At 73.3% G+C, this 22131-nt stretch carries 20 protein-coding genes and 1 riboswitch; of the genes, 8 read left to right on the top strand and 12 right to left on the bottom strand.

The genetic code is table 11. From position 1 onward, the window contains the following. The 6 genes from OERS_RS18355 to OERS_RS18330 all read right to left on the bottom strand — a co-directional run. Positions 1–1368: acetylornithine transaminase (locus OERS_RS18355; RefSeq protein WP_083201605.1), on the bottom strand; the 1368-nt coding region annotated here is incomplete at its 3' end. After that, the gene (argB, locus tag OERS_RS18350; protein WP_056648926.1) at positions 1365–2345 is read right to left on the bottom strand and encodes an acetylglutamate kinase; all 981 of its coding nucleotides are present in this window, start codon (positions 2343–2345) and stop codon (positions 1365–1367) included. The genes argB and OERS_RS18355, both read right to left, overlap by 4 nt. Then, complete coding sequence (gene argJ / locus OERS_RS18345; protein WP_068627505.1) at positions 2342–3538, bottom strand: bifunctional glutamate N-acetyltransferase/amino-acid acetyltransferase ArgJ; 1197 nt, start codon at positions 3536–3538, stop codon at positions 2342–2344. The genes argB and argJ overlap by 4 nt, the downstream gene beginning before the upstream one ends. Beyond that, positions 3535–4611: an N-acetyl-gamma-glutamyl-phosphate reductase gene (argC, locus tag OERS_RS18340; protein WP_068627504.1), complete on the bottom strand. Its 1077-nt coding sequence runs from the start codon at positions 4609–4611 to the stop codon at positions 3535–3537. The genes argJ and argC overlap by 4 nt, the downstream gene beginning before the upstream one ends. A 38-nt stretch (positions 4612–4649) precedes the next feature. Beyond that, complete coding sequence (locus OERS_RS18335) at positions 4650–5021, bottom strand: VOC family protein (protein WP_068627503.1); 372 nt, start codon at positions 5019–5021, stop codon at positions 4650–4652. Between the two features lie 55 nt (positions 5022–5076). Then, positions 5077–5496: a hypothetical protein gene (locus tag OERS_RS18330; RefSeq protein WP_068706906.1), complete on the bottom strand. Its 420-nt coding sequence runs from the start codon at positions 5494–5496 to the stop codon at positions 5077–5079. A 276-nt stretch (positions 5497–5772) separates the two neighbouring features. Between OERS_RS18330 and OERS_RS18325 the strand changes: the two genes are divergently transcribed. Beyond that, positions 5773–7308, top strand: coding sequence for an outer membrane protein assembly factor BamB family protein (locus OERS_RS18325; protein ID WP_068627501.1), 1536 nt, complete (start codon positions 5773–5775; stop codon positions 7306–7308). A 58-nt stretch (positions 7309–7366) separates the two neighbouring features. On the opposite strand, the gene OERS_RS18320 is transcribed toward OERS_RS18325, so the two are convergent. Continuing rightward, positions 7367–9151, bottom strand: a complete 1785-nt coding sequence (locus tag OERS_RS18320) for a 2-isopropylmalate synthase (protein ID WP_083201606.1) — start codon at positions 9149–9151, stop codon at positions 7367–7369. Between the two features lie 189 nt (positions 9152–9340). Here OERS_RS18320 and OERS_RS18315 point away from each other — a divergent pair, with 189 nt between their 5' ends. The 4 genes from OERS_RS18315 to OERS_RS18300 are packed head-to-tail and all read left to right on the top strand — an operon-like array spanning position 9341 to position 12213. Then, complete coding sequence (locus tag OERS_RS18315) at positions 9341–10027, top strand: FadR/GntR family transcriptional regulator (protein WP_068627499.1); 687 nt, start codon at positions 9341–9343, stop codon at positions 10025–10027. Beyond that, positions 10017–10922, top strand: coding sequence for an ABC transporter ATP-binding protein (locus OERS_RS18310; protein ID WP_248948745.1), 906 nt, complete (start codon positions 10017–10019; stop codon positions 10920–10922). The genes OERS_RS18315 and OERS_RS18310 overlap by 11 nt, the downstream gene beginning before the upstream one ends. A 26-nt stretch (positions 10923–10948) precedes the next feature. Further along, positions 10949–11944 (top strand): quinone oxidoreductase family protein, encoded by a 996-nt coding sequence (locus tag OERS_RS18305; protein ID WP_068627498.1) that lies wholly within the window; start codon positions 10949–10951, stop codon positions 11942–11944. Next, a complete protein-coding gene (locus tag OERS_RS18300; protein ID WP_068627497.1) occupies positions 11941–12213 on the top strand; it encodes a hypothetical protein in 273 nt (90 codons plus the stop codon). The genes OERS_RS18305 and OERS_RS18300 overlap by 4 nt, the downstream gene beginning before the upstream one ends. Positions 12214–12277: 64 nt before the next feature. On the opposite strand, the gene thiD is transcribed toward OERS_RS18300, so the two are convergent. Next, positions 12278–13888 (bottom strand): bifunctional hydroxymethylpyrimidine kinase/phosphomethylpyrimidine kinase, encoded by a 1611-nt coding sequence (thiD, locus tag OERS_RS18295; RefSeq protein WP_083201603.1) that lies wholly within the window; start codon positions 13886–13888, stop codon positions 12278–12280. Beyond that, positions 13880–13980, bottom strand: a riboswitch (TPP riboswitch). Its footprint overlaps the gene before it by 9 nt. A 141-nt stretch (positions 13981–14121) precedes the next feature. Here thiD and OERS_RS18290 point away from each other — a divergent pair. The 3 genes from OERS_RS18290 to OERS_RS18280 all read left to right on the top strand — a co-directional run bounded on the left by OERS_RS18290 (position 14122) and on the right by OERS_RS18280 (position 16455). Further along, positions 14122–14949: a HEAT repeat domain-containing protein gene (locus tag OERS_RS18290; RefSeq protein WP_068627496.1), complete on the top strand. Its 828-nt coding sequence runs from the start codon at positions 14122–14124 to the stop codon at positions 14947–14949. A gap of 33 nt (positions 14950–14982) precedes the next feature. Beyond that, on the top strand, positions 14983–15969 hold the full coding sequence (locus OERS_RS18285; RefSeq protein ID WP_068627495.1) for a DUF389 domain-containing protein: 987 nt from the start codon (positions 14983–14985) through the stop codon (positions 15967–15969). Between the two features lie 117 nt (positions 15970–16086). Next, on the top strand, positions 16087–16455 hold the full coding sequence (locus OERS_RS18280; protein WP_248948742.1) for a hypothetical protein: 369 nt from the start codon (positions 16087–16089) through the stop codon (positions 16453–16455). A 25-nt stretch (positions 16456–16480) separates the two neighbouring features. On the opposite strand, the gene OERS_RS18275 is transcribed toward OERS_RS18280, so the two are convergent. From OERS_RS18275 to pheS, 4 genes are all read right to left on the bottom strand, one after another. After that, a complete protein-coding gene (locus OERS_RS18275) occupies positions 16481–17149 on the bottom strand; it encodes a YceI family protein (protein WP_068627494.1) in 669 nt (222 codons plus the stop codon). A 221-nt stretch (positions 17150–17370) separates the two neighbouring features. Next, a complete protein-coding gene (locus OERS_RS18270) occupies positions 17371–18219 on the bottom strand; it encodes an SDR family NAD(P)-dependent oxidoreductase (protein WP_248948740.1) in 849 nt (282 codons plus the stop codon). 4 nt (positions 18220–18223) lie between these two features. After that, positions 18224–20809, bottom strand: coding sequence for a phenylalanine--tRNA ligase subunit beta (gene pheT / locus OERS_RS18265; RefSeq protein ID WP_068627492.1), 2586 nt, complete (start codon positions 20807–20809; stop codon positions 18224–18226). Next, on the bottom strand, positions 20809–21900 hold the full coding sequence (gene pheS / locus OERS_RS18260) for a phenylalanine--tRNA ligase subunit alpha (protein WP_056648897.1): 1092 nt from the start codon (positions 21898–21900) through the stop codon (positions 20809–20811). The genes pheT and pheS overlap by 1 nt, the downstream gene beginning before the upstream one ends. Positions 21901–22131: the final 231 nt, after the last annotated feature.

The following is a 22131-nucleotide window of genomic DNA, read 5'->3' as shown; positions in this document are numbered from 1 at the left end:
GACACGTCGAGCGAGGTCGGCGGGCAGGCCCGCGAAGAACGCGACGACCTCGCTCGCCTGGTCGCGGGTCAGGATCAGGGGCGGGGCGAGGCGGATCGCGTCGGGCTGCACGGCGTTGACGATGAACCCGGCCTCGAGGGCCAGGCGCGCGACCTCGGCCGAGACGGGCGCCGCGAGCTGGACGGCGATCAGCAGGCCGTGGCCGCGCGTGCCGGCGACCACGGGGTTGCCGCACGCGGCGATGCCCTCGCGCAGCTGCTCCCCCACCGTGCGCACGTTGGCCAGCAGCCCGTCGCGCTCGATCACGGCGAGCGTCGCGAGCGACGCCGCCGCGGCGACAGGGTTGCCGCCGAACGTCGTGCCGTGCTGGCCCCGTCCCAGGAGGGTCGCGGCACGCTCGCCGAACGCCACGACGGCACCCACCGGGAACCCGCCGCCGAGCCCCTTGGCGAGGGTGACGACGTCGGGCACGACGCCCCCGCCGATCTCCTGCTGCTGGAACGCGAACCACGTCCCCGTGCGCCCCACGCCCGTCTGGACCTCGTCGAGGACCAGCAGCGCGCCCGACGACGCGGTCAGCTCGCGCGCGGCCACCAGGTAGCCCGGCGGGAGCGGGCGCACGCCCGCCTCGCCCTGGACCGGTTCGACGAACAGCGCGGCGACCTCGCCGCGCGCCGCGACGGCAGCGGGTGAGAAGGCCTCCTCGAGCGCGACCAGGTCGCCGAACGGAACGAACTCGACGCCACCGGGCAGGGGCTCGAACGGCTCGCGGTACGCGGCCTTGGAGGTCAGCGCGAGCGCGCCCATGCTGCGGCCGTGGAAGCCGCCCTCGAGCGCGAGGATCCGTGTCCGCGTGCCCGGGCCGGCGGCCCCGTCGCGGTTGCGGCGCGCCATCTTGAAGGCGGCCTCGTTGGCCTCGGTGCCCGAGTTGGTGAAGAAGACGCGCGAGCCCTCGGGGGCCTGCGCGAGGTTCAGCAGCCGCTCGGCGAGCGCGATCTGGGTGGGCGTGCCGAAGAAGTTCGACACGTGCCCGAGCGTGCCCAGCTGGGCGCTGACGGCTGCGGTGAGCGTGGGGTGCGCGTGGCCCAGGGCGTTGACCGCGATGCCCGCGAGCAGGTCGAGGTAGCGCTTGCCGTCGGCGTCCCACACGTACGCACCCTCGCCACGGACCAGGACCTTCTGCGGGGCCCCGAACGTGTCCATGACCGCGTGCGTGTAGCGCTCGGTCCACTGCGCGACGCTGCCCGGTCCCGTCAGGGTCGTGTCCGCGGTGCCCTCGGGGCCGGGTGCACCCTGGACGTCCGCGGCCGCGGCGCCGGTCGCGCTGCCCGCGGTGGTCGGCGAGATCTCGCCGGTCGTGCCGTTCATGCCTGCTCCTGCGAGGTGACGTGGTCGGTAGGGGCTGTCGTGGTGCTCGACGTGAGCGGGTCCGGGACGACCATGGTCCCGTTGCCGCGCGTCGTGAAGACCTCCAGGAGGACCGAGTGGGCCACGCGGCCGTCGATCACGGTCGCGCGCGGGACGCCGCCGGACACCGCACGCAGGCAGGCCTCCATCTTGGGGACCATGCCGGCCTCGAGCGAGGGCAGCAGCGCCGCGAGCTCGGACCGCGTGATCTGGCTGACGAGCGAGGTCTTGTCCGGCCACGAGGTGTACAGGCCCTCGACGTCGGTCAGGACGATGAGCTTCTTGGCGCCGAGCGCGACCGCGAGCGCCGCGGCCGCCGTGTCGGCGTTGACGTTGAGCACCTGGGTGGGGTCGTCGAGGTCCGGGGCGATGGTCGAGACGACCGGGATGCGTCCGGCGTCGAGCAGGTCCTGGACCGCGGACGGGTGGACCTCCACGACGTCGCCGACCAGGCCGACGTCGACGGGCTCGCCGTCGACCATCGCGTGCCGGCGCTGAGCCTGGAGCAGGCCGCCGTCCTCTCCCGAGAGCCCGACCGCGTAGGGCCCGTGGGCGTTGATGAGCCCGACGAGCTCTCGCGAGACCTGTCCCGTGAGGACCATGCGGACGACGTCCATGGCCTCGGGGGTCGTGACGCGCAGCCCGCCGCGGAACTCGCTCTCGATACCGAGCCGCGCGAGCATCGCGGAGATCTGGGGACCGCCGCCGTGGACGACCACGGGGTGCAGGCCGACCTGGCGCAGGAACACCATGTCGCGCGCGAACGCGGCCTTGAGCTCGTCGTCGATCATGGCGTTGCCGCCGTACTTGACGACCACGAGCGCCCCGCGGAACTCCTGGAGCCAGGGCATGGCCTCCAGCAGGACCTCGGCCTTCTGGCCGGGGGTCAGGTCGGTGCGGGTGTCGAACACGAAGTCCTCGGAGGTGGAGGCGCTCATGACGAGTACGCGCTGTTCTCGTGGACGTAGTCGTGCGTGAGGTCGTTGGTCCAGACCGTGACCTGCGCGTCGCCCGCGTGCAGGTCGATCTCGACGTGCACCTCGCGTGCCGAGGCCAGGTCGACGAGCTCTCGCGGCTCGCCCACCCCCCCGGCCCGGCAGACCTGGACCCCGTTGATCGACACGTCGAGCTCGAGCGCGTCGAAGGGGGCGACGTCCTCGGGGACGGTCCCCACGGCCGAGAGGACCCGGCCCCAGTTGGGGTCGTTGCCGAACACCGCGGCCTTGAAGAGGTTCGAGCGCGTCACGGCGCGGGCGACCGCGAGGGCCGCGGACTCGTCGGTCGCGTTCTTCACGACGACCGCGATGTCGTGGCTCGCTCCCTCGGCGTCCGCGACCAGGGCGCGGGCGAGGTCCGCGCACGCCTCGGTCACGGCGGCCGTGAGCTCCTCGAGGGTCACCGGCACCTGGGACGCGCCGGAGGCCAGGAGGATCACCGTGTCGTTCGTCGACATGCAGCCGTCCGAGTCGACCCGGTCGAACGTGGTGGCCGTCGCGGCGCGCAGCGCGGCGTCGGCGGTGGCGGCGTCGACCACGGCGTCGGTCGTCAGCACGCAGAGCATGGTCGCGAGGCCGGGCGCGAGCATGCCCGCCCCCTTGGCCATGCCGCCGACGGACCAGCTCGAGGCGCCGTCGACGCTGTGGCCGTCGCGCACCTCGCGCGTGACGAGCACGGTCTTGGGGACCGTGTCGGTCGTCATGATCGCGAGGGCTGCGTCGGGGCCGCCCTCGGCGTCGGCAGCCCCCGCTGCCGCGTCGCAGCCCGCGAGGAGCTTGTCCATGGGCAGGCGCTCGCCGATGAGACCGGTCGAGCAGACCAGGACGTCGCCCGCGGAGACCTCGAGGAGGTCGGCCACGTACTCGGCCGTGTGGTGCGTGTCGGCGAAGCCCTCGGGTCCGGTGCACGCGTTGGCGCCACCCGAGTTGAGGACGACGGCGCGCGCGATCCCGTCCGCGACGGCCTGGCGCGACCACGCGACGGGGGCCGCGAACACGCGGTTGGTCGTGAAGACGGCCGCGGCGACGTCGAGCGGCCCCTCGTTGACGACGAGGGCCACGTCCTTGCTGCCGGTGGACTTGAGCCCGGCGACGACTCCTGCGGCCCGGAAGCCGAGCGGTCCGGTGACGGTCACGGTGCGACCCCTTCGGTGGTGAGCCCCAGGGTCTGCGGCAGACCCAGGGCGATGTTCATGGACTGGACGGCGCCGCCTGCGGTGCCCTTGACGAGGTTGTCGATCGCGGTGACGGTCACGACGCGGCCCGCGGCGCGGTCGATCGCGACCTGGACGAGGGCTGTGTTCGCGCCCAGCGTCATGGCCGTCGTGGGCCACTGGCCCTCGGGCAGGAGCTGGACGAACGGCTCGCCCGCGTACGCCTGCTCGTAGGCCTGGCGCAGGGCGTCGACGCTCAGGTCCTGGTGGCCCGGCGCGAGGCGCGCGGTCGCGGTCGCGAGGATGCCGCGGGACATGGGGACCAGGGTGGGCGTGAACGAGATGGTCACCTCTGCCGCGCCCGCCGAGCGCAGGTTCTGCGCGATCTCGGGGATGTGCCGGTGCGAGCCGCCCACGGCGTAGGGCTGGGCCGAGCCGAGCGCCTCCGAGGCGAGCAGGTGCGTCTTGAGGGACTTGCCCGCGCCCGAGTACCCGTTGGCGAGGACCGCGACGACGTCGACCGGGTCCAGGAGCCCCGCGGCCACGCCGGGCTGCAGGCCCAGGGTCACGGCCGTGACGTTGCAGCCCGGGACGGCGATGCGGCGCGCGCCCGCCAGGACCTCGCGCTGCTTGGTGTACTCGACCCCGGCGCCCGTCTGCTCGGCGATCAGGAGCTCGGGCAGGCCGTAGGGCCAGGTGCCCGCGTGCTCGGACCCGTAGAACGCGGTCCAGTCCGCGGCCGAGGAGAGCCGGTGGTCGGCACCGAGGTCGAGGACCAGGACGTCGTCGGGCAGCTGCGCGGCAATCTCACCCGAGGCGCCGTGCGGCAGCGCGAGCACGACGACGTCGTGGCCCACCAGGTGCTCGACGCTCGTCGGCAGCAGCACGCGGTCCGCGAGCGATCGCAGGTGCGGCTGGTGCAGCCCGAGGACCGACCCCGCGTTGGAGTGCGCCGTGAGCGCTCCGACCTGGACCTCGGGGTGCCCGGACAGCAGCCGGAGCATCTCCCCTCCCGCGTACCCGGAAGCCCCGGCAACCGCCACTGTGATCGTCATATGCAGAACTATACATAGTTATGCAGTCGAATCAGGAACTATCTGCCCCAGACGCCCAGCTCGTTGCCGCTCGGGTCGAGGAAGTGGAAGCGCCGCCCACCGGGGAAGTCGTAGGGCCCCTCGAGGATCTCTCCGCCCGCGTCCTGGACCAGCAGGAGCGACTCGTCGAGGTCTGCGGAGAAGAGCAGGACGAGCGGGCCACCCCGTGTGACCTGGTCCGCGAGCGCCAGACCACCCGCCTCTGCCTCCCCCTCCTCGGCTGAGGTGCGGAAGCCCGCGTACCCCGGACCGTAGGGGACGAACTCCCACCCGAAGGCCTCGGAGTAGAACGACTGCGCCCCCGCCATGTCCGTGACGGACAGCTCGAGGTAGTCGATCGAGTGATGGATGCCGTGCGCATGGGTAGCCATGCAGGCAGCGTGCCACGCGGCACCGACACGAGGCCGGCAGGCGCCTCGCCGCCGGTCAGACCTGCTGGTCGGACTGCCCGTGGAAGCGCGCGGGTCGACGACACTCGTCGACGACGGACGCGAGACGGCGCACTCGCACGACCGGTCCGACGGTGAACTGCAGCGGGACCACCTTCCGCCCACGTCGCAGCGCGAGCATCGAGAAGATCGCGCTCTCGGCCCCCCAGTTCCACAGGCTGCTGTACGGCACGACCACCAGCTCGTCCCCCGGGACCAGCCGCACCGTCCGCCACCACCCTCGCAGGGACACCTCGCCCGCGCCGACGAAGACTCCCGTCCGCAGCCCGAGGACCATGAACACCGCGGCCCCGAGCGCCACTGCACCGAAGAAGAGGTCCGGCCCGGTCTCGATCAGGCCGCCCGCGCCGATGAGGAAGAAGGGCACGCCGACCACGAGCGCGAAGAATCGGCTCATGGACGTGGCCCCCCGCAGCGGGGCGAGACCCCGGTCGCGCCCGCGGCCGTCGTCGGCCCTCACTCCATCCACCAGGTCGCGTGCGCCAAGCCGACCAGCGCCGGCATCCCGAGGAGCGCGACGACGGACCACTGGGGACGTGCGAGGACCGGTGTCATCACGGCGTCAGCATACTGGTCGGCTCCCCAGGTCGCGGACGCCCCGGACGGGTCGGCCGGACGTATCCGGTACCGCTAGGGTCTCGGCATGTCGCGGAGTCGCAGGGGTGGGTCAGGCATGCGGACGATGGAGTTCGAGGAGGAACCGGTCGAGGCGGACGAGACGCCGGTCGAGCCCGAGGAGTCCGGAGCGTCCGGAACGTTCGAGGGCACCGGACCCGCCCAGCCCGGCGACCGCCGCCTGCGACGTCGATGGATCGCCGCCGGTACCGCCCTCGTCGTGGTCGCCGGTGGGCTCGCGCTCGGCGGAGAGATCGAGGACCGGCACGCCGCCGACCGCCTGGTCGCTGCTCCCGGTGGCCTCTCCCCGTGGGGCGCGGAACCGCCTCACGAGCTGTGGTCGCTGGACGCGCCCGGAGGTCGTCTCGTCTCCGGGGGCGCTGCGGGGCTCGTGCTCCTCGACCGCGGGACGGTCTCCCGGGTGGACCTGGGCACGGGCGATCTCGAGTGGTCGCGCGAGGTCGGCACGGACCTCGTGTGCGGGACGGACGTGGGCTGGCAGGCGGCCGTCGACCAGGACGACCCGCTCGTGTGCCTGTCGGGGGGCGACGACCGGGAGGTGACAGTGCTCGACGGCCACGGGCACCTCCTCGGCGAGCTACCGCTCGACGACTTCCTCAGCACGGGAGCCGACGTCGCGCCCGGCCCCGCGGGGTCGGTCGTCCTGGCCGAACGGGTGGGTGCGCGGTCGGCCGACCTCCCCGGGGCGTCCGTCAGCGTCCGGCCGACGGACGGCAGCCTCGAGGACGTCGTCGTCCCCGCCGGCAGGGGCGTGCAGGTCTCGGTCGTCGACGCCTCCACGGGCGCCGTCCGGTGGGAGCACGAGGTCGACTTCGTCGTCCCAAGTCGTGCGACCGGCGACTGCGTCGCCCGCTTCAGCGACGAGGAGGGCGTCGAGTCCCACACCGTCGACGTCGAGAGCCTGACGGTCCGCTACACCGGAGGGGTCGTCCAGGTCTCCGGCTGCGGGGTGCGCTCGCTGTTCTCCGCCGACGGCGTCCAGCTCCAGGCTCCTGGCGACGCGAGCATCGGCGTGGTCCCGGTCGCGTCGGGCGGGTTCGTCTCGATCGCCGGGGACGTCGAGACCACGAACGCGCTGGACGACGACGGCACGGTCCGGTGGGAGAGCCCGGGGCGCCACCTCTACCCCGGCTCGACCGACGGCTCCGCGCTCGCGGTGTCGCTGCTCGCCTCCGACGGCCGGCTGGTCGCGGTCGACCCTCGCGACGGCCGCCAGCTGTGGACGGCGGACATCCCCGCCGAGCAGGTGCTGGTGCAGGCCGGCGAACAGGTCGTCGTCACGAGCTACCTGTACCGGAGGGCGCTCGACCCCATCACCGGGCAGACGCTCTGGGAGACGGAGGCCGACTACGGCGACCGCTTCTCGGTCGGCGCCTTCACGGACGGCACGCGGCTCATCGAGGTCACTGTGCGCGGTGACCAGTCCACGGACGGCACCCGCCTCACGGCCCACGACCTCAGGACGGGTGAGGAGGCCTGGGTCGTGGACGACCTGTCCGAGCTCGGGTGGTTCGTCGCGATCGACGGAGCGCTCCTCCAGGTCGGCGAGGGCACCGTCTCGCGCTGGGGCTGAGCGGGCGGGCGGCGGGCACCTGCCCTCGCGCCGCCGCCCGCCATGCCGTGAGCGCAGGTCAGGAGCGGTTCGCCGCCGCGACCAGGGCCCGCACGCTCGCCCCCAGCACCGACGCGTCCCTCCCCACGGCCCACGCGACCGCACCGTCCGCCGTGCGGTGCTCGAGGTAGGTCACAGCCCCCGCGTCGCTGCCCGAGGTGATCGACTGCTGCGTGAGCCCCAGCACCTCGACCGGGAGTCCCAGCCCGGCCAGGATGCTCGCGAGCGCGTCGACGGGGCCCGCACCGACCGCGGACCGCTCGACCCGCTCACCCTCCACGGACAGCACGACGTCGAGGCGCTCGCCGCCGTCGTGCGTCTCGCCCGGCCGCACGACCGACCAGGCGAGCGGCAGGATCTGGCGACCTCCGTCGTCGGGCAGGACGTACGCCTCCTCGAAGAGGCGCCACAGGCGCTCGGCCGTCACCTCTCCCCCGCTGTCGTCCGCGTGCTCCTGCACGCGGCCCGCAAAGTCGATCTGGAGCCGTCGCGGCAGCTCGAGCCCGTACGCGGACTCGAGCAGGTAGGCGATGCCGCCCTTGCCGGACTGGCTGTTGACGCGCACCACGGCGTCGTACGAGCGCCCGACGTCGGCAGGGTCGACGGGCAGGTACGGCACCCTCCAGGGGGCGTCCGCAGGATCGAGGCCCGCCGCACGCGCCTGCGCATGATGGCGCGCGAACCCCTTGCGGATCGCGTCCTGGTGCGTCCCGGAGTAGGCCGTGTGGACCAGGTCGCCCGCGTACGGGTGGCGCTCGTGCACACCGATCCGGTTGCAGTCCACGACCGTGCGACGGATCTCGTCGATGTCGGAGAAGTCGATCTCGGGGTCCACGCCCTGCGCGTGCAGGTTGAGGCCCAGCGTCACCAGGTCGACGTTGCCCGTGCGCTCGCCATTGCCGAACAGGCAGCCCTCGACGCGCTGCGCGCCCGCGAGGACCGCGAGCTCGGCGCACGCCACGCCCGTGCCGCGGTCGTTGTGCGGGTGGACGGACAGGATCACGGCCTCGCGCCGGTCGAGGTTGCGGTGCATGTGCTCGATCTGGTCGGCGTAGACGTTGGGCGTCGCGACCTCGACCGTCGCCGGGAGGTTGAGGATCACGGGCCGCTCGGGCGTCGCGTCCCACAGGGTCGTCATGCGCGCGCAGACCTCGAGCACGTAGTCGGGCTCGGTGAGGTTGAAGACCTCGGGCGAGAACTCGAAGCGCACTCGCGGGTCGTCCCCCGCGTGCCGCAGGACCTCGGCGCCCGCGGCGGAGATCAGGTCCGAGAGCTCGGTCCGGTCCCTGCCCAGCACGACGTCGCGCCAGGTCGGGGCGGTCGCGGTGTACAGGTGCACCACGACGGGGTTGCGCAGACCACGGACCGACTCGAACGTCCGGGCGATCAGGTCCGCCCGGGCGGCCGTGAAGACCACGATCGTGACGTGCTCGGGCGCCAGGTCCGTCTCGGCGAGCAGGCGGACGAAGTCGAAGTCGGTCTGCGACGCCGACGGGTAGCCGACCTCGATCTCGGTGTAGCCCATCGCGACGAGCAGCTCAAAGAACCGCCGCTTGCGGGCGGGGTCCATGGGCTCGGTCAGGGCCTGGTTGCCGTCGCGCAGGTCGACGGGCACCCACAGCGGCGCCGCGGTGAGGCGACGGGTGGGCCACCGGCGGTCCGTGAGCGGGACGTCGACGCGCGAGAACACGTCCTGGTAGCGGTGCGAGGGCATGCGCGAGGCGCGCTGGCGGTTCCACGCGGGCCGGCCAGGTGCGGGTGGGCCGTCGGGGGTGCGCAACGTGGGGAACGGGCTGGTGGTCATGGTCATGTCTCCGGGTGCGGGCCGCGCGGTGCACGGCAGGCGGCGTCCGACCGGCGCACGGCAGACCCCCACGGCGGGGAGCCGGTCGGCTCAGGCCCCGCCGCGGCGACCAAGAAGGAGTGCGCTCCACGACATGGGAGGTACGCTAGCCGCGATCAAGTCCTCAGACAACCTGAGAGGTTGGCTCCCATGCCCACGCTCCGCCGGCTCCCCCTCGCCGACCAGGCGGCCGAGCTCATGCTCGACCGCGTCCGCACCGGCACCTGGCCGCTCGACCACCGGCTGCCCGGCGAGCAGGCGCTCGCGGCCGAGCTCGGCGTCGGACGATCGACCGTGCGCGAGGCCATCCGTCAGCTCGCGGGCAGAGGGGTGCTCGAGAGCCGCCAGGGCTCGGGCGTCTACGTCGTCCGGGCCGAGCCGGGCGAGGACTGGCAGGAGGTCCTGCGGCGCGGCGAGATCGTCGACGTCCTCGAGGTCCGCGGAGCCCTGGAGACCGAGGCCGCCCGGCTCGCCGCGACCCGCCGCACCCCGGCCGACCTCCGCGCCATGGCCGCGGCGCTCGCGGGTCGCGGCAAGGTACCAGCGACCGCGAGCGCGCAGGAGTACGTCGACGCCGACCTGGTCTTCCACCGAGCGGTCGTCGACGCCGCGCACAACGCGGTCCTGACCGACCTGTTCGCCACGTTCGTCCCTCGCCTGCGTCGGGCGATGGTCGACATGATCGAGCTCGACGGCGCGGGCGAGCGCCACCGGCACGACCAGGACGCCCACGAGGCGATCCTCGACGCCGTCCGCGACCGCGACGCCGACCGTGCCGCCGCGACGAGCCGCCGGCACCTCGACTCCGTCCACGAGAAGGTCCGCCGTGAGCACTGACACCACCTCCCCCAGCGTCCCGGCCAGGTCCCCGTCCTCCGTGCGCGCCGGCACCGGAGATCCCGTCCCGCCCGCCGACGCACCACCACCCCCCGCGGCGGGCGCCGCCGTCGTGCTGGACCTGCGCGACGTCGCGTTCGTCCGCAACGGCCGCACGATCCTCGAGCACGTGGACCTCACGGTCCGCGCGGGCGAGCACTGGGCGTTGGTCGGCCCCAACGGTGCGGGCAAGAGCACGATCCTCAGCCTGTGCGGGGCGCGCGACCACCCCACGCGCGGCGAGGTCGACGTGCTGGGGAGCACGCTCGGGCGCGTCGACGTCCAGGCCCTGCACAGCATGATCGGGCACGTGAACCCGCGTCACCCGCTGCGCACGCCGCTCACGATCCAGGAGGTCGTCCTGACCGGGATCACCGGGACGACCGAGTGGCGCCAGCGCTGGGAGCCGACCCGAGCCGAGGTCGACAGGGCGCGCGCCCTCGTCACGGACATGGGGCTCGGCGGCAAGGAGCACGAGCCCTGGACCACGCTGTCCCAGGGAGAGCGCGGGCGCACGATCATCGCCCGGGCGCTCGTCGCCGACCCCGCGCTGCTGCTGCTCGACGAGCCGAGCACCGGGCTCGACGTCGCGGCACGCGAACAGCTGCTCGCGACGATCGACGCGGTGCGGGTCACGCACCCCGAGGTCGCCTCGGTCCTCGTGACCCATCACCTCGAGGAGCTGCCCACGTCGACGAGCCACGCGCTGCTGCTCGCGCCGGGGCGGGTCTCCGCGGCCGGTCGCGCGGACGAGGTCCTGACGACCGAGGCCGTCTCGCGCTGCTTCGCTCACCCCGTCCACGTCGAGCGCCGCCACGGACGCTGGCGCGCCTCGGCGGGTCCGGGCACCGCCTGACCCGACGCCCCGCCTAGGCTGACCCCATGCGCGCGATCCAGGCACTCCAGGCAGGCGGCCCCGACGTCCTCGAGCTCGTCGAGCTCCCGACCCCAGCACCCGGACCCGGCGAGCTCCTCGTCGACGTCGCGGCGGCGGGCGTCAACTTCATCGACACCTACCGTCGGGCGGGGGTGTACCCGATGGAGTACCCGCACGTGGTCGGCACCGAGGGCGCGGGAGTCGTCGCAGCGGTCGGCCCCGGCGTCACGGACTTCGAGCCCGGCGACCACGTCGCGTGGACCAACGCGTTCGGCTCGTACGCCGAGCAGGTGGTCGTCCCGGCGGACGTCGCGATTCCCGTACCGGAGTCGGTCGACCTGCGCATCGCGGCGGCCGTCGGCCTGCAGGGGCTCACGGCCCACTACCTCGTGACCTCGACGTACCCGGTCCAGCCCGGCGACGACGTCCTGCTGCACGCGGGGGCCGGAGGCGTCGGCCTGCTCGCGACCCAGCTCGCGGTGCGCCGCGGCGCGCGCGTCATCACGACCGTCTCGACCGAGGCCAAGGCCGAGCTTTCGCGCGCGGCCGGGGCGTCCGACGTCGTGAACTACGCCGAGCTCGACGACCTCACGACCGAGCTGCCCGCGATCGTGCGCGACCTCACGGGCGGTCGGGGCGTCGCGGTCGCCTACGACTCGGTCGGCAAGGACACGTTCGAGGCCTCCCTCGCGTCGCTGCGCCGCCGCGGGATGCTCGTGCTGTTCGGCGGGTCCTCGGGCCAGGTGCCTCCGTTCGACCTCCAGCGCCTCAACAAGGGTGGCTCGCTGTTCGCGACCCGCCCCAAGCTCGACGACTACACCGCGACGCGCGCCGAGCTCCTCGAGCGCGCCGACGAGGTCTTCGCGCTCGTGGCCTCGGGCGACCTCGACGTGCGGGTGGGCGCGACGTTCCCGCTCGCCCGCGCCGCCGACGCGCACCGCGCCCTGGAGGGCCGGGAGACGAGCGGCAAGGTGCTGCTCGTCCCGGGCGCCGCCTCGTGAGCTGGGACTGGGTGCCGCCGCGCCCCGGCGAGGACGAACCGACCCGGCGCACCGACCGCCGCCTGCGGCTGGCGCTGACCGTCCTCATGGTCGTCTTCACGGGCGTGCTCGCGGTCTACTACCTGACGGTCGGGCTCGACCAGATGCGCACGCAGTGCGTCACCGAGCGCCCCGCAGGCGTGTCGTCGAACCAGGTCAGCACGTCGTGGCGCTGGTGGCCGCCCGGGTACAGCTGCACGTACCCGGACGGCGGGACGACGAGCGCCTGAGGACGGCCGCTCGCGCCGAGAAGTGAGTAGATGCCCCCGTTCCCCCCGGATCAGGAGCATCTACTCACTTCTCGGCGCCCCCGACCGGCGCCTCGGGCCAGGTCGGCCGGGTCAGCCCCTGCTCGAAGAACAGGTACTCGTGCATCGAGGACAGCTCGAACGCGCGCAGCATGCGTTCGCGCTCGGCGGGCGAGGCCCAGCGCGCGGCTTCGTCGGCGAACGAGCACGCGGTGCGTGTCGCCTCCTGGAAGGCCGGGTCGCCGTAGAGCGAGATCCAGCGCGCGTAAGGATGCCCGTCGAGGTCCCCCGCCCGGCGCACCAGGACGTCGCCGATGTACGAGTACAGCCAGTAGCACGGCAGCAGCGCCGCGACGGTCTCCGCGTACGACCCGTTCGACGCCGCGTGCAGGTGGTTGGTGTAGGCGGCGGTCACGGGAGAGGGGTCGACGCTCTCGACCGCCCCCCGGTCCATCCCGGCGTGCTCGCCCAACCAGTCACGGTGCAGCGCCTGCTCGACCTCGAGCGACTCGACTGCCGCCCCCGCGAAGAACTGCCGGGCCTCCGGCGTCGGCGCGAGCTGGCTCGCCCGCGACAGCACGCGCGAGTACTCGGCGAGGTACGCGGCGTCCTGCGCGAGGTAGAACCCGAAGTCCTCGACGGCGAGGCTCCCGTCCGCGAGCGCCCGCACGAACCCCATGCTCTCGACGGCCTCGCGCCAACCCTCGATCCGCTCCCAGGCCTCCTCGGAGAACACCTGCCTGCCCAGCGTGGGCAGGTGCGCCAGGTGGTCGACGGGTCCGCGGCCCGTGCCCACCGCCAACGCTCCCCCGGCCCGCAGCGCGCCGGTCAACCAGGTCTTCGCGTCGCGCGTCGCGCTCTCCCAGCCGTCCCGTCGGGGACGCAGGGCGGCGACCGCCGCCGACAGCGAGCACCCGGTCCCGTGGGTGTGCACGGTGTCGACGCGGGGCGCGGAGAAGGTCGTGACGTCGTCGGGCCCGCGCGCGCCCACCAGGGCGTCGGGCGACTCCTCCCCGGTGAGGTGACCACCCTTCAGGAGCACGACGGCGCCGCTCGCCGCGTGCAGGCGCCTCGCCTGGGCGAGGGCGTCGGGCCAGGTGGTCGCGGCCTGCTCGCCGACGAGGACGGCGAGCTCGGGGAGGTTGGGGGTCACGAGGTCGGCGAGCGCGACCAGCTCGCGCACAGCCTGCTCGGCCTCCTCGTCGAGGAGGCGGTGGCCGCTCGTGGCAACCATGACGGGGTCGAGCACGACGAACGGCGGCTGCACACGACGAAGCCACGCGGCGATCGCGCGTGCGTTCGGCTCGTCGGCGACCATGCCGATCTTGACCGCGTCGATCGTGACGTCGTCCGAGACCGCGTCGAGCTGCTCGGTGAGGAAGTCCGCACCCGGGACGTGGACCGTGCGGACGCCGTGCGTGTTCTGCGCGACCAGGGCGGTCGTGACCGCCATGCCGTACGCGCCGTGCGCCGCGAACGCCTTGAGGTCGGCCTGGATCCCGGCACCTCCCGTCGGGTCGGTGCCCGCGATGGACAGGACGCGGGGGCGGGAGGGCTCGGCCCCCGGCGACACGCCGTGCTCGGTCGCACCCCGGGTCCCCGGCGCAGGTGCGGGGGTGGGGGTGGGCAGGACAGGTGCGGTGGCAGCAAGCGACATTGCCGACATCCCTTCGCTAGTGCTAGCTAGATCAGGTTCGACGGGTGTGTTCTCAGCCCGGCTCGTGGGAGCGGGCACCCCGTGTCATTGCAGGGAACTCTAGCGGGCGAGGGGCGTCCTGCCGGCGGCGGTCCGCCTGGTGGCGGCATCCGAGGTGTCGTCCGCCTCTATGCTCGCCGCATGGTTCGCTCCGCTCCCTCTCGCCGTCGTCGCTCGCGCCCCTCGGCCTCGCGATGACCGACGACCTGGTCGCCCGGCTCCTCGACCCGGACCCCGAGGTCCACGAGGACGCGGTCGACGACGCCGCCGAGCGAGCCATGAACGACGACCAGGGCGCCGTCGACGCCCTGCGCGACGTCGTGCTGCACGTCGAGCGATACCCGATCGGCACGTTCGAGCGGACTCTCAACCGCCTCTACGCCTTCGCGAACCCATCGCTCGAACCGGCGATGATGCGCGCCCTCGAGTCCGGGGTCTCGGCCACCTGGTACCTCACGGCCGCGTGCGCTCGGGCGGGATTCCGGGGAGCCGTCCCCTACGCCCTCGCCCTGCTCGGCTCCCCCGTCACCTCCGAGCGGAGTGTCGGCTGCGAGGTGCTCGGTGACCTGGACGCGCACGAGGCAGTGCCGCACCTCGTCGCCCGGCTCGGCGACCCCGAGCACGTCGTGCGGGAGGCCGCCGCCGGAGCGCTGGCCGGTCTCGGGGGCGCGGACGCCGTCGACGCGCTGCGCCGCGAGCTCGTCGAGCACCGGTTCCCGCTCCTGGGGAACGTCGCGAACGCCCTGGGCTCGATCGACCCCGACCAGTCGGTCTGGCTCCTCGACCAGGCGTGCGCACCCGACGTCGACACCCGGTACTGGGCGGTCCGTGCCCTCGGGAGAACCGGGAGCGAGCGCGCCCACGAGCGGCTGCTACACGTCGCAGCAGACCCTGCGGAGGAGACCGTGGCCATCGCGAACGGCAGCACGGTCGCGAGCGCGGCACGCAAGTCCCTGAAGACCTGGCAGCGCGTGCGCCGCGCCCGCACCGGTACACCGAGCGCGAGCGCCGACCCCCTGTGATGCTGGGGGCACTCAGACGCCCCGGGAGGCAGCATGCGCGTCACCACGGCCGACGTCCAGCGGATGACGTCCGCGCTGTTCATCAGCGAGGGGCCGTCCTCCCGGTCACGTCAGGCCACGTTCTGGACCCTGCTGATCCTCGCCGCGATCATCGCGTCGGCGGGCGTCGCAGCCGACAGCACGGCCACCGTGATCGGCGCCATGATCGTCGCGCCTCTCATGACGCCCATCGTCGGGACCGCGCTCGCGATCGTCCTCAACGACCACAGGAACCTGACCTCGTCGGCGCTCCTGGTCGTCGCGGGCGCCGCGGGGGTGGTCGCGACCGGGTACGTCGTCGGGCTGTTCGTCCCGATCGAGATCGTCGCGGCGACCAACAGCCAGGTCGCGGGCCGCGTCACGCCCCAGCTCATCGACCTGCTCGCGGCGCTCGCGACCGGGGCCGTCGGTGCGTTCGCCCTGGTGCGCGCCGACGTGTCGGACGCCCTGCCGGGCGTCGCCATCGCGATCTCTCTCGTCCCGCCGCTCGCGGTCGTCGGCCTCACGCTCGAGTCCGGGGCCCCGAACCAGGCCTTGGGGGCGCTGCTGCTGTTCGCGACCAACGTCGCGGCGATCATCGCGACCGGCACGATCGTCTTCCTGCTCTTCCAGGTCCGCACGGCCGCGGGCGAGACCGAGCGGTTCGTCGGCCCCCTGCGGGGTGCGAGCCTCGTCACGGTCGCCGCTGCCCTGCTCCTCGTCGCGGTTCCCCTCAGCACCATCAGCCAGCACGTCCTGCGGCAGAACGCGGACAAGATCGCCGCGGCTCCTGTGGCCCAGGCGTGGGCCGAGCAGGAGAGCTGGACGATCACCGGGATCTCCTTCAGCGGGTCGGTCCTGAGGATCGAAGCGATCGGCCCGGCCCCCGAGGCCGATGCCGCCACCCTGCGCGCGGCGCTCGACGAGGCGGGGCTCGCCGACGTCGACGTCGACGTCACGCTCGTGATCGGTGGGACGAGGCGACTGCCTGCGACCGGCTGACGGCCCGACGGCCCCGCCCGGTTGAGCGCGCCCGGTGAGCCCGCCCGGTTGAGCCCGCGCGGTGATCGGCGGATCCTGGAGGTGGGCCAGGACGGCCCCACGACGAGGAGGCCGGTCATGAGCTCGACGCACGGGAACGACGTCTCACCTGGGCCCCGCTCGGAGGTCGCTCCGGACCGCGCCCGTCGACGGTTGGTCCTCGCCGTGGCACTGGTCGGCGCGGCCCTCGTCCTCGCCGCGTGCGCGCCTGGGCCCAACCCCGACGTCGGGACGCCCACCGCGGACGGCAGCCCGGCGGGGTTCTGGCTGGGCCTGTGGCAGGGCATCATCGTGCCCGTGACCTTCGTGATCTCGCTGTTCACCGACACGGTGAACATCTACGAGGTCCACAACAACGGGAACTGGTACGACTTCGGGTTCGTGCTCGGCCTGGGGCTGTTCGTGGGTGGTCCGTTCGGGGCGTCCCGCGGACGCCGCCACTCCTGACCACCGAGCGACGAGCGACAGTCGCTCAGTCCTGCCGGATCGCCTCTCCGGCGATCTCGATCTCGACCTTCTTGCCCACCAGCAGCCCGCCGGTCTCCAGCACGACGTTCCACACGAGCCCGTAGGCCTCGCGGTCGAACGTGCCCGAGGCGCTGAACCCGAAGATGTCGCGGCCGTACGGGTCTCGCCGCGCCCCGCCGAACTGCATGGTCAGATCGATCGGCAGGGTCACTCCCCGGATCGTGAGCAGCCCGCTCACGACGAAGTGCCCCGCACCGGCACCCTGGATCCTGGCCGCAGGGACCTCGGAGCGCTCGGGCGAACGGTTGCGCAGGCGCGCCCAGTTGAGCATGGCGTCGTCCTGCGGGCCCTGCCAGCGCACCGACGTGCTGCGGAACTCGACGGTCGGGAATCGCTCGACGTCCAGGAAGTCGGCGCTGCGCAGGTGCCCGTCGCGCTCGTCGTGGTGGGTCGTGAGACTTGTCGCGTCCATGGTCGCGGCGACCGTGGACGCGAGGGGGTCGGCCCCGACGACGATCGTGGCGCTCGCACGCGTGAGCTCACCGCGCACCGGCGAGACCATCATGTGCTTGCCGAGGAACCCGACCCGCTTGTGGGCCTCGTCCAACAGGAACGTCCCCGCATCCGGGATCGTCATGCCGTTCCAGAACCGGGTCGGGTGGTCGATCGTCATCCGGGCAGGGCCTCTCGCTCGTTCTCGCAGGTGCAGAACGGCGGTGTCCGCACCGACCGGGTCGGTGTGCCCCTCGAGCATTCCCCATGAGTAGTAGAAAGTTCAACTACTCGAAGGGTGAACCTGGCCACCTCCCGACCACGGTGGACGACGCGAAGGGCCGCTGCTCCTGGAGGATCAGCGGCCCTTCTGATCGGTCGCGGGAAGCGAGCGGCCCGGGTTCAGCGCGCCGGGAGCGCCCCCGGCATCGGGTCGTCGTCACCGAACCGCGTCACGCGCAACCGACGCGCTTCCGGTCCCGGCACGCTGTCCGTCGAGCCGGTGGCAGCGGCGGACGCGGCTCGCAGCGACTCGGGAGAGTCGTGCGTGACCCGGACGAACGCCCCCGACCACGCGTCGAGCTCTCCGCGCGCGACCGCGACGATCATCTCGACCGTCCGCTCGACCGGGGTCCACTCGGTGCGCCCCACGTGCATGTCCATGGACGCGGTCAGGTCGGTCTGCACGACCCCGGGCGAGACCTCGAACGTCCGCAGCCCCCGGGCATGACCCGACAGGTGCAGGTTCGACCCCATGCGCAGCAGCGCGGTCTTGCTCGCGTTGTAGGCGCTCGCACCGTCCATGTCGTGCGAGCCCGCACCGGAGCTGAGGTCGACCACCCGGCCCCCGCCGCGGGCGAGCATCCCGGGGACGACCGCGCGTGCGAGCAGGAAGGGCCCGCGCACGTTGGTCTCCATGACGGACCACCACTCGTCGGGGTCCGCCTCCCACAGCGGGACCTCGGCATCGATGCGCCCGGCGTTGTTGACCAGGAGGTCGATCCCGCCCAGCTCGGCCTCGGCGCGCGCGACCGCCGCGTCCACCGACGCGGGCGAACCGACGTCCGCGACCAGCCCCACGGAACGGCGACCCAGCGCGCGGACCTCCGCGACGGCGTCGTCCACGCGGGACGCGTCCCGACCCAGGACCGCGACGTCCAGGCCCGCCTCGGCGAGCCCCCGCACGACCACGCGGCCGATCCCGCGCGTACCGCCCGTGACGAGGGCGGTACGCGCGGGGGCGACGCTCACGACGTCAGCCACGCAGCTCGGCCCCGACCTTCTCGTGCGCCGCGGCGACGGCCGCGGCGCGCACCGCCGCGGAGTCCTCCGCGGTCAGCGTGCGGTCGGTGCCGCGCAGGCGCAGCGAGAACGCGAGCGACTTCTTGCCCTCGCCGACCTGGGGGCCGGTGTAGACGTCGAAGAGCGCGAGCTCCTCGAGCAGGTCGCCCGCCCCCTCCTCGATCGCGGCGCGCACGGCCGAGGCCGGCACGGAGGCGTCGACGACGAGCGCCAGGTCCTCCTTCGCGAGCGGGAACGACGAGACGGGAGCCGCCTGCACGGGCTGCTCCGGGGCGGCGGCGATCAGGGCGTCCAGGTCGACCTCGAACGCGACGGTCCGCGCGGGCAGGCCGAGCGTCTCGAGCACCTTGGGGTGCAGCTCGCCCGCGTGCCCGACGACGGTCCCGTCCGACAGCTCGAGCCTCGCCGTCCGGCCGGGGTGCCACGGCGCGTGGTCGTGGTCGGCGACGACCACCACGTCCACGCCCACACGGTCGGCGACGAGCTCGGCGGCCGCGAGCGCGTCGGTCCAGTCGGCGGCGCGACCGGCGCCCCACCAGCCCGAGGCGTCGCGCTGCCCCGTGAGGACTCCCGCGACGCGGCGCGGCTGCGGCGGGACCGCGGCCTGCAACGTGGTCAGGTCCTGCTCGCTCGGGCGGACGCCGCCCGGCAGCTGCGGCGCCGCGGGCGCACCGGCGACCGGGCGCGTCACGAGGCCGATCTCGAAGATCGCGAGGTCTACGTTGCCGCGTCCCACGTTGCGCTTGAGCGTGCCGAGCAGCGTCGTGAGCAGGTTCGTCCGCATCTCGGGGTGGTCGTCCGCGAGCGGGTTGACCAGCCGCAGCGCGCGACGACGCTCGTCGTCCGCGGGAAGGCGCAGGTCGTCGTGCGCCTGCGGGTTCACGAACGGGTAGCTGAGCGTCTCGACGAACCCTGCCTCCGCGAGGGCGCGCGCGACCGAGCGGCGGAGCTGCTGCGCGGTCGTGAGCCCACGGCCGGCCGGGGCCGGCGGGAGGATCGACGGGATCTTGTCGTAGCCGACGAGGCGGGCGATCTCCTCGACCAGCTCGGCCGCACCGGTCAGGTCCGGGCGCCACGTGGGCGGGGTGACCTCGAGGGTCGTGCCGCCGTCGAGGTCGCGGACCGTGCAGCCGATCTCGACGAGGACGCCGCGGACCTGCTCCGAGGTGTACTCCACACCCACGAGCCGCTCGGCCTCGCCGATCGGGAAGACGACGGGCGTGACGGGGGCGACCGTGTTGAGGTCGCTCACGGCGGAGTCCGCGGTGCCTCCACCGAGCTCGACGAGGAGGTCGACGACGCGCTGGGCCGCGACGGGCGGCAGCGCCGGGTCGGCGCCGCGCTCGAAGCGCTTGGCCGCCTCGGAGGGCAGCTTGTGGCGACGGGCCGAGCGCGCGACGGTGATCGGGTCGAAGTGCGCGGCCTCGACCAGGACGTCGGTCGTGGTCTCGCCGACCTCGCTCGAGGCCCCACCCATGACGCCCGCGATCCCGAGCACCCGCGACGCACGAGCGCCCTCGGGCGAGTCGGTGATGAGCAGGTCCTCGACGTCGAGCCGACGGTCGACGCCGTCGAGCGTCGTGAGCCGCTCCCCCGCGTGCGCCCGGCGCACGACGATCGGGCCTGCGACCTTCGAGAGGTCGTAGGCGTGCAGCGGCTGGCCGAGGTCGAGCATGACGTAGTTCGTGATGTCGACCGCGAGCGAGATGGGACGCATGCCCGCCTGCGTCAGGCGGCGCTGCATCCAGGCCGGGGTCGGCGCCTGCGGGTCGATGCCCCGCACGATGCGCGTGACGAACCGGTCGCAGCCGGTCAGGCCGTGGATCGGGGCGTCGTCCTCGACCTCGACCGGGAAGCCGTCGGGCGTCACGCCCGGCAGGTCGCCCGAAGGGAGGCCGCGGTCCGTGAAGGCCGCGCCCGTGGAGTGCGAGAACTCACGGGCCACGCCGCGGTAGGAGAAGCAGTAGCCGCGGTCCGGCGTCACGTTGATCTCGAGGACCTCGTCGCCGAGGCCCAGGAGCTCGAGCGCGTCCGTGCCGGGCGTCGTGTCGTAACCCGTCTCCGGGGAGTACCCGTAGCGGTCGAGCACGATGATGCCGTCGTGGTCCTGCCCCAGCCCCAGCTCCTTGGCCGAGCAGATCATGCCGTCCGAGACGTGGCCGTAGGTCTTGCGGCTCGCGATGGGGAACGGTCCGGGCAGCACGGCACCGGGCAGCGCGACGACGACCCGGTCGCCCGGGCCGAAGTTGTGCGCGCCGCAGATGATGCCGCGCGGCGTCCCGCCCTCGGCGACCGGGACGCCGTCGACGTTGTGCGCCCCGACGTCGACCTGGCACCAGTTGATGACCTTGCCGTTCTTCTGCTCCTCGGGCTGGACCGAGACGACCTGGCCCACGACGAGCGGACCCGTGACGGACGACCCGTGGATCGCCTCCTCCTCCAGGCCCACCTTCACGAGCGCGGCGGCCAGCGTCTCGGCCGTCAGGTCGGCCGGCAGCTCGACGTGCTCGCCGAGCCAGTCGATGACGATGTTCGGCATCAGATCCCCATTCCGAACTGGGTCGAGAAGCGGACGTCGCCCTCCACCATGTCGTGCATGTCAGCAATTCCGTGGCGCAGCATGAGCGTGCGCTCGATGCCCATGCCGAACGCGAAGCCCGAGTAGACCTCGGGGTCGATCCCTGCGGAGCGCAGGACGTTCGGGTTGACCATGCCGCAGCCACCCCACTCGATCCAGCCGGCCCCGCCCTTCTTCTGGGGGAACCACAGGTCCATCTCGGCGCTGGGCTCGGTGAAGGGGAAGAACGACGGGCGCAGGCGCGTGCGGGCCTCGGGACCGAACATCGCCTTCGCGAAGTGGTCCAGGGTGCCGAGCAGGTGCGCCATGGTCAGGCCCTTGTCGACCGCGAGGCCCTCGACCTGGTGGAACACGGGCGTGTGCGTCGCGTCGAGCTCGTCGGTGCGGAACACCTTGCCGGGGCACGCGATGTACACGGGCAGCTCGCGCTCGAGGAGCGTGCGGGCCTGGACCGGCGACGTGTGCGTGCGCAGCACCAGGTTCGACGGCTCGCCCGGCTCGCCGTCGGGTCCCGCCGGGGTCTGGAGGAAGAACGTGTCCTGCATCTGGCGGGCCGGGTGGTCCGGACCGAAGTTCAGGGCGTCGAAGTTGAACCACTCGGCCTCGATCTCCGGCCCTTCCGCGATCTCCCAGCCCATGGCCGTGAAGAAGTCGGCCGCGCGCTCCTGGAGCGTCTCGAGCGGGTGCCGTGCCCCCGCAGGAGAGCGGTCGACGGGGAGCGTCACGTCGACCGACTCCTCGACGAGGACCCGCTCGTCGCGCTCGGCCTCGAGGACCAGCGTGCGTGCGGCGAGCGCCTGGTTGAGGCGCCCACGGATCGGTCCGAGGAGCTTGCCCGCAGCCGCCTTGTCAGCGGGAGCGAGCTGGCCGATCTGGCGGTTGGCGAGGGCGAGGGCGCTGCGGTCGCCGGTGTGCTGCAGGCGCACCGACTTCAGCTCGTCGAGGTCGCGGGCGGCCTCGACGGCCGCGAGGGCCTCGGAGAGGACGACCTCGAGCGCGGGACCGTCGAGGGGCGACGGCGCAGCGGGCTGTACCGGATCAGGGGTGGACATGCGTGCCTTCCTGGCGGGATCGGGACCGGACGCGCAGAGGTCACCTCGCGCGTCCAACTGAAGATTCTAGAGCGCCCGCCGGGGCACGACCGGTCGATCCGCGGCCGTCGTGCGGCGGCCGGTGGTCGACGTGCGCAGCGTCAGCCGCGCGGCCCTCGAGCGGGCCACGTAAATCGGCGATCATCGCGCTGCATGCCCCCATCGTCCCACACGCGGTCCGGGGGGCGAGGG

The sequence above is a fragment of the Oerskovia enterophila genome (assembly GCF_001692445.1).
Classification (GTDB): domain Bacteria; phylum Actinomycetota; class Actinomycetes; order Actinomycetales; family Cellulomonadaceae; genus Oerskovia; species Oerskovia enterophila.
This window is presented reverse-complemented; position numbering and strand designations above follow the sequence as displayed.

What these genes read in the sequence shown, in the direction of transcription:
- pheS (WP_056648897.1), bottom strand. Translation starts at nt 21,900, where the DNA reads ATGTCCACCCCTGATCCGGTACAGCCCGCTGCGCCGTCGCCCCTCGAC.
- thiD (WP_083201603.1), bottom strand. Translation starts at nt 13,888, where the DNA reads ATGTCGCTTGCTGCCACCGCACCTGTCCTGCCCACCCCCACCCCCGCA.
- OERS_RS18280 (WP_248948742.1), top strand. Translation starts at nt 16,087, where the DNA reads ATGAGCTCGACGCACGGGAACGACGTCTCACCTGGGCCCCGCTCGGAG.
- OERS_RS18305 (WP_068627498.1), top strand. Translation starts at nt 10,949, where the DNA reads ATGCGCGCGATCCAGGCACTCCAGGCAGGCGGCCCCGACGTCCTCGAG.
- OERS_RS18320 (WP_083201606.1), bottom strand. Translation starts at nt 9,151, where the DNA reads ATGACCACCAGCCCGTTCCCCACGTTGCGCACCCCCGACGGCCCACCC.
- OERS_RS18275 (WP_068627494.1), bottom strand. Translation starts at nt 17,149, where the DNA reads ATGACGATCGACCACCCGACCCGGTTCTGGAACGGCATGACGATCCCG.
- OERS_RS18335 (WP_068627503.1), bottom strand. Translation starts at nt 5,021, where the DNA reads ATGGCTACCCATGCGCACGGCATCCATCACTCGATCGACTACCTCGAG.
- argC (WP_068627504.1), bottom strand. Translation starts at nt 4,611, where the DNA reads ATGACGATCACAGTGGCGGTTGCCGGGGCTTCCGGGTACGCGGGAGGG.
- OERS_RS18290 (WP_068627496.1), top strand. Translation starts at nt 14,122, where the DNA reads ATGACCGACGACCTGGTCGCCCGGCTCCTCGACCCGGACCCCGAGGTC.
- pheT (WP_068627492.1), bottom strand. Translation starts at nt 20,809, where the DNA reads ATGCCGAACATCGTCATCGACTGGCTCGGCGAGCACGTCGAGCTGCCG.
- argB (WP_056648926.1), bottom strand. Translation starts at nt 2,345, where the DNA reads ATGAGCGCCTCCACCTCCGAGGACTTCGTGTTCGACACCCGCACCGAC.
- OERS_RS18325 (WP_068627501.1), top strand. Translation starts at nt 5,773, where the DNA reads ATGCGGACGATGGAGTTCGAGGAGGAACCGGTCGAGGCGGACGAGACG.
- OERS_RS18330 (WP_068706906.1), bottom strand. Translation starts at nt 5,496, where the DNA reads ATGAGCCGATTCTTCGCGCTCGTGGTCGGCGTGCCCTTCTTCCTCATC.
- OERS_RS18315 (WP_068627499.1), top strand. Translation starts at nt 9,341, where the DNA reads ATGCCCACGCTCCGCCGGCTCCCCCTCGCCGACCAGGCGGCCGAGCTC.
- OERS_RS18285 (WP_068627495.1), top strand. Translation starts at nt 14,983, where the DNA reads ATGCGCGTCACCACGGCCGACGTCCAGCGGATGACGTCCGCGCTGTTC.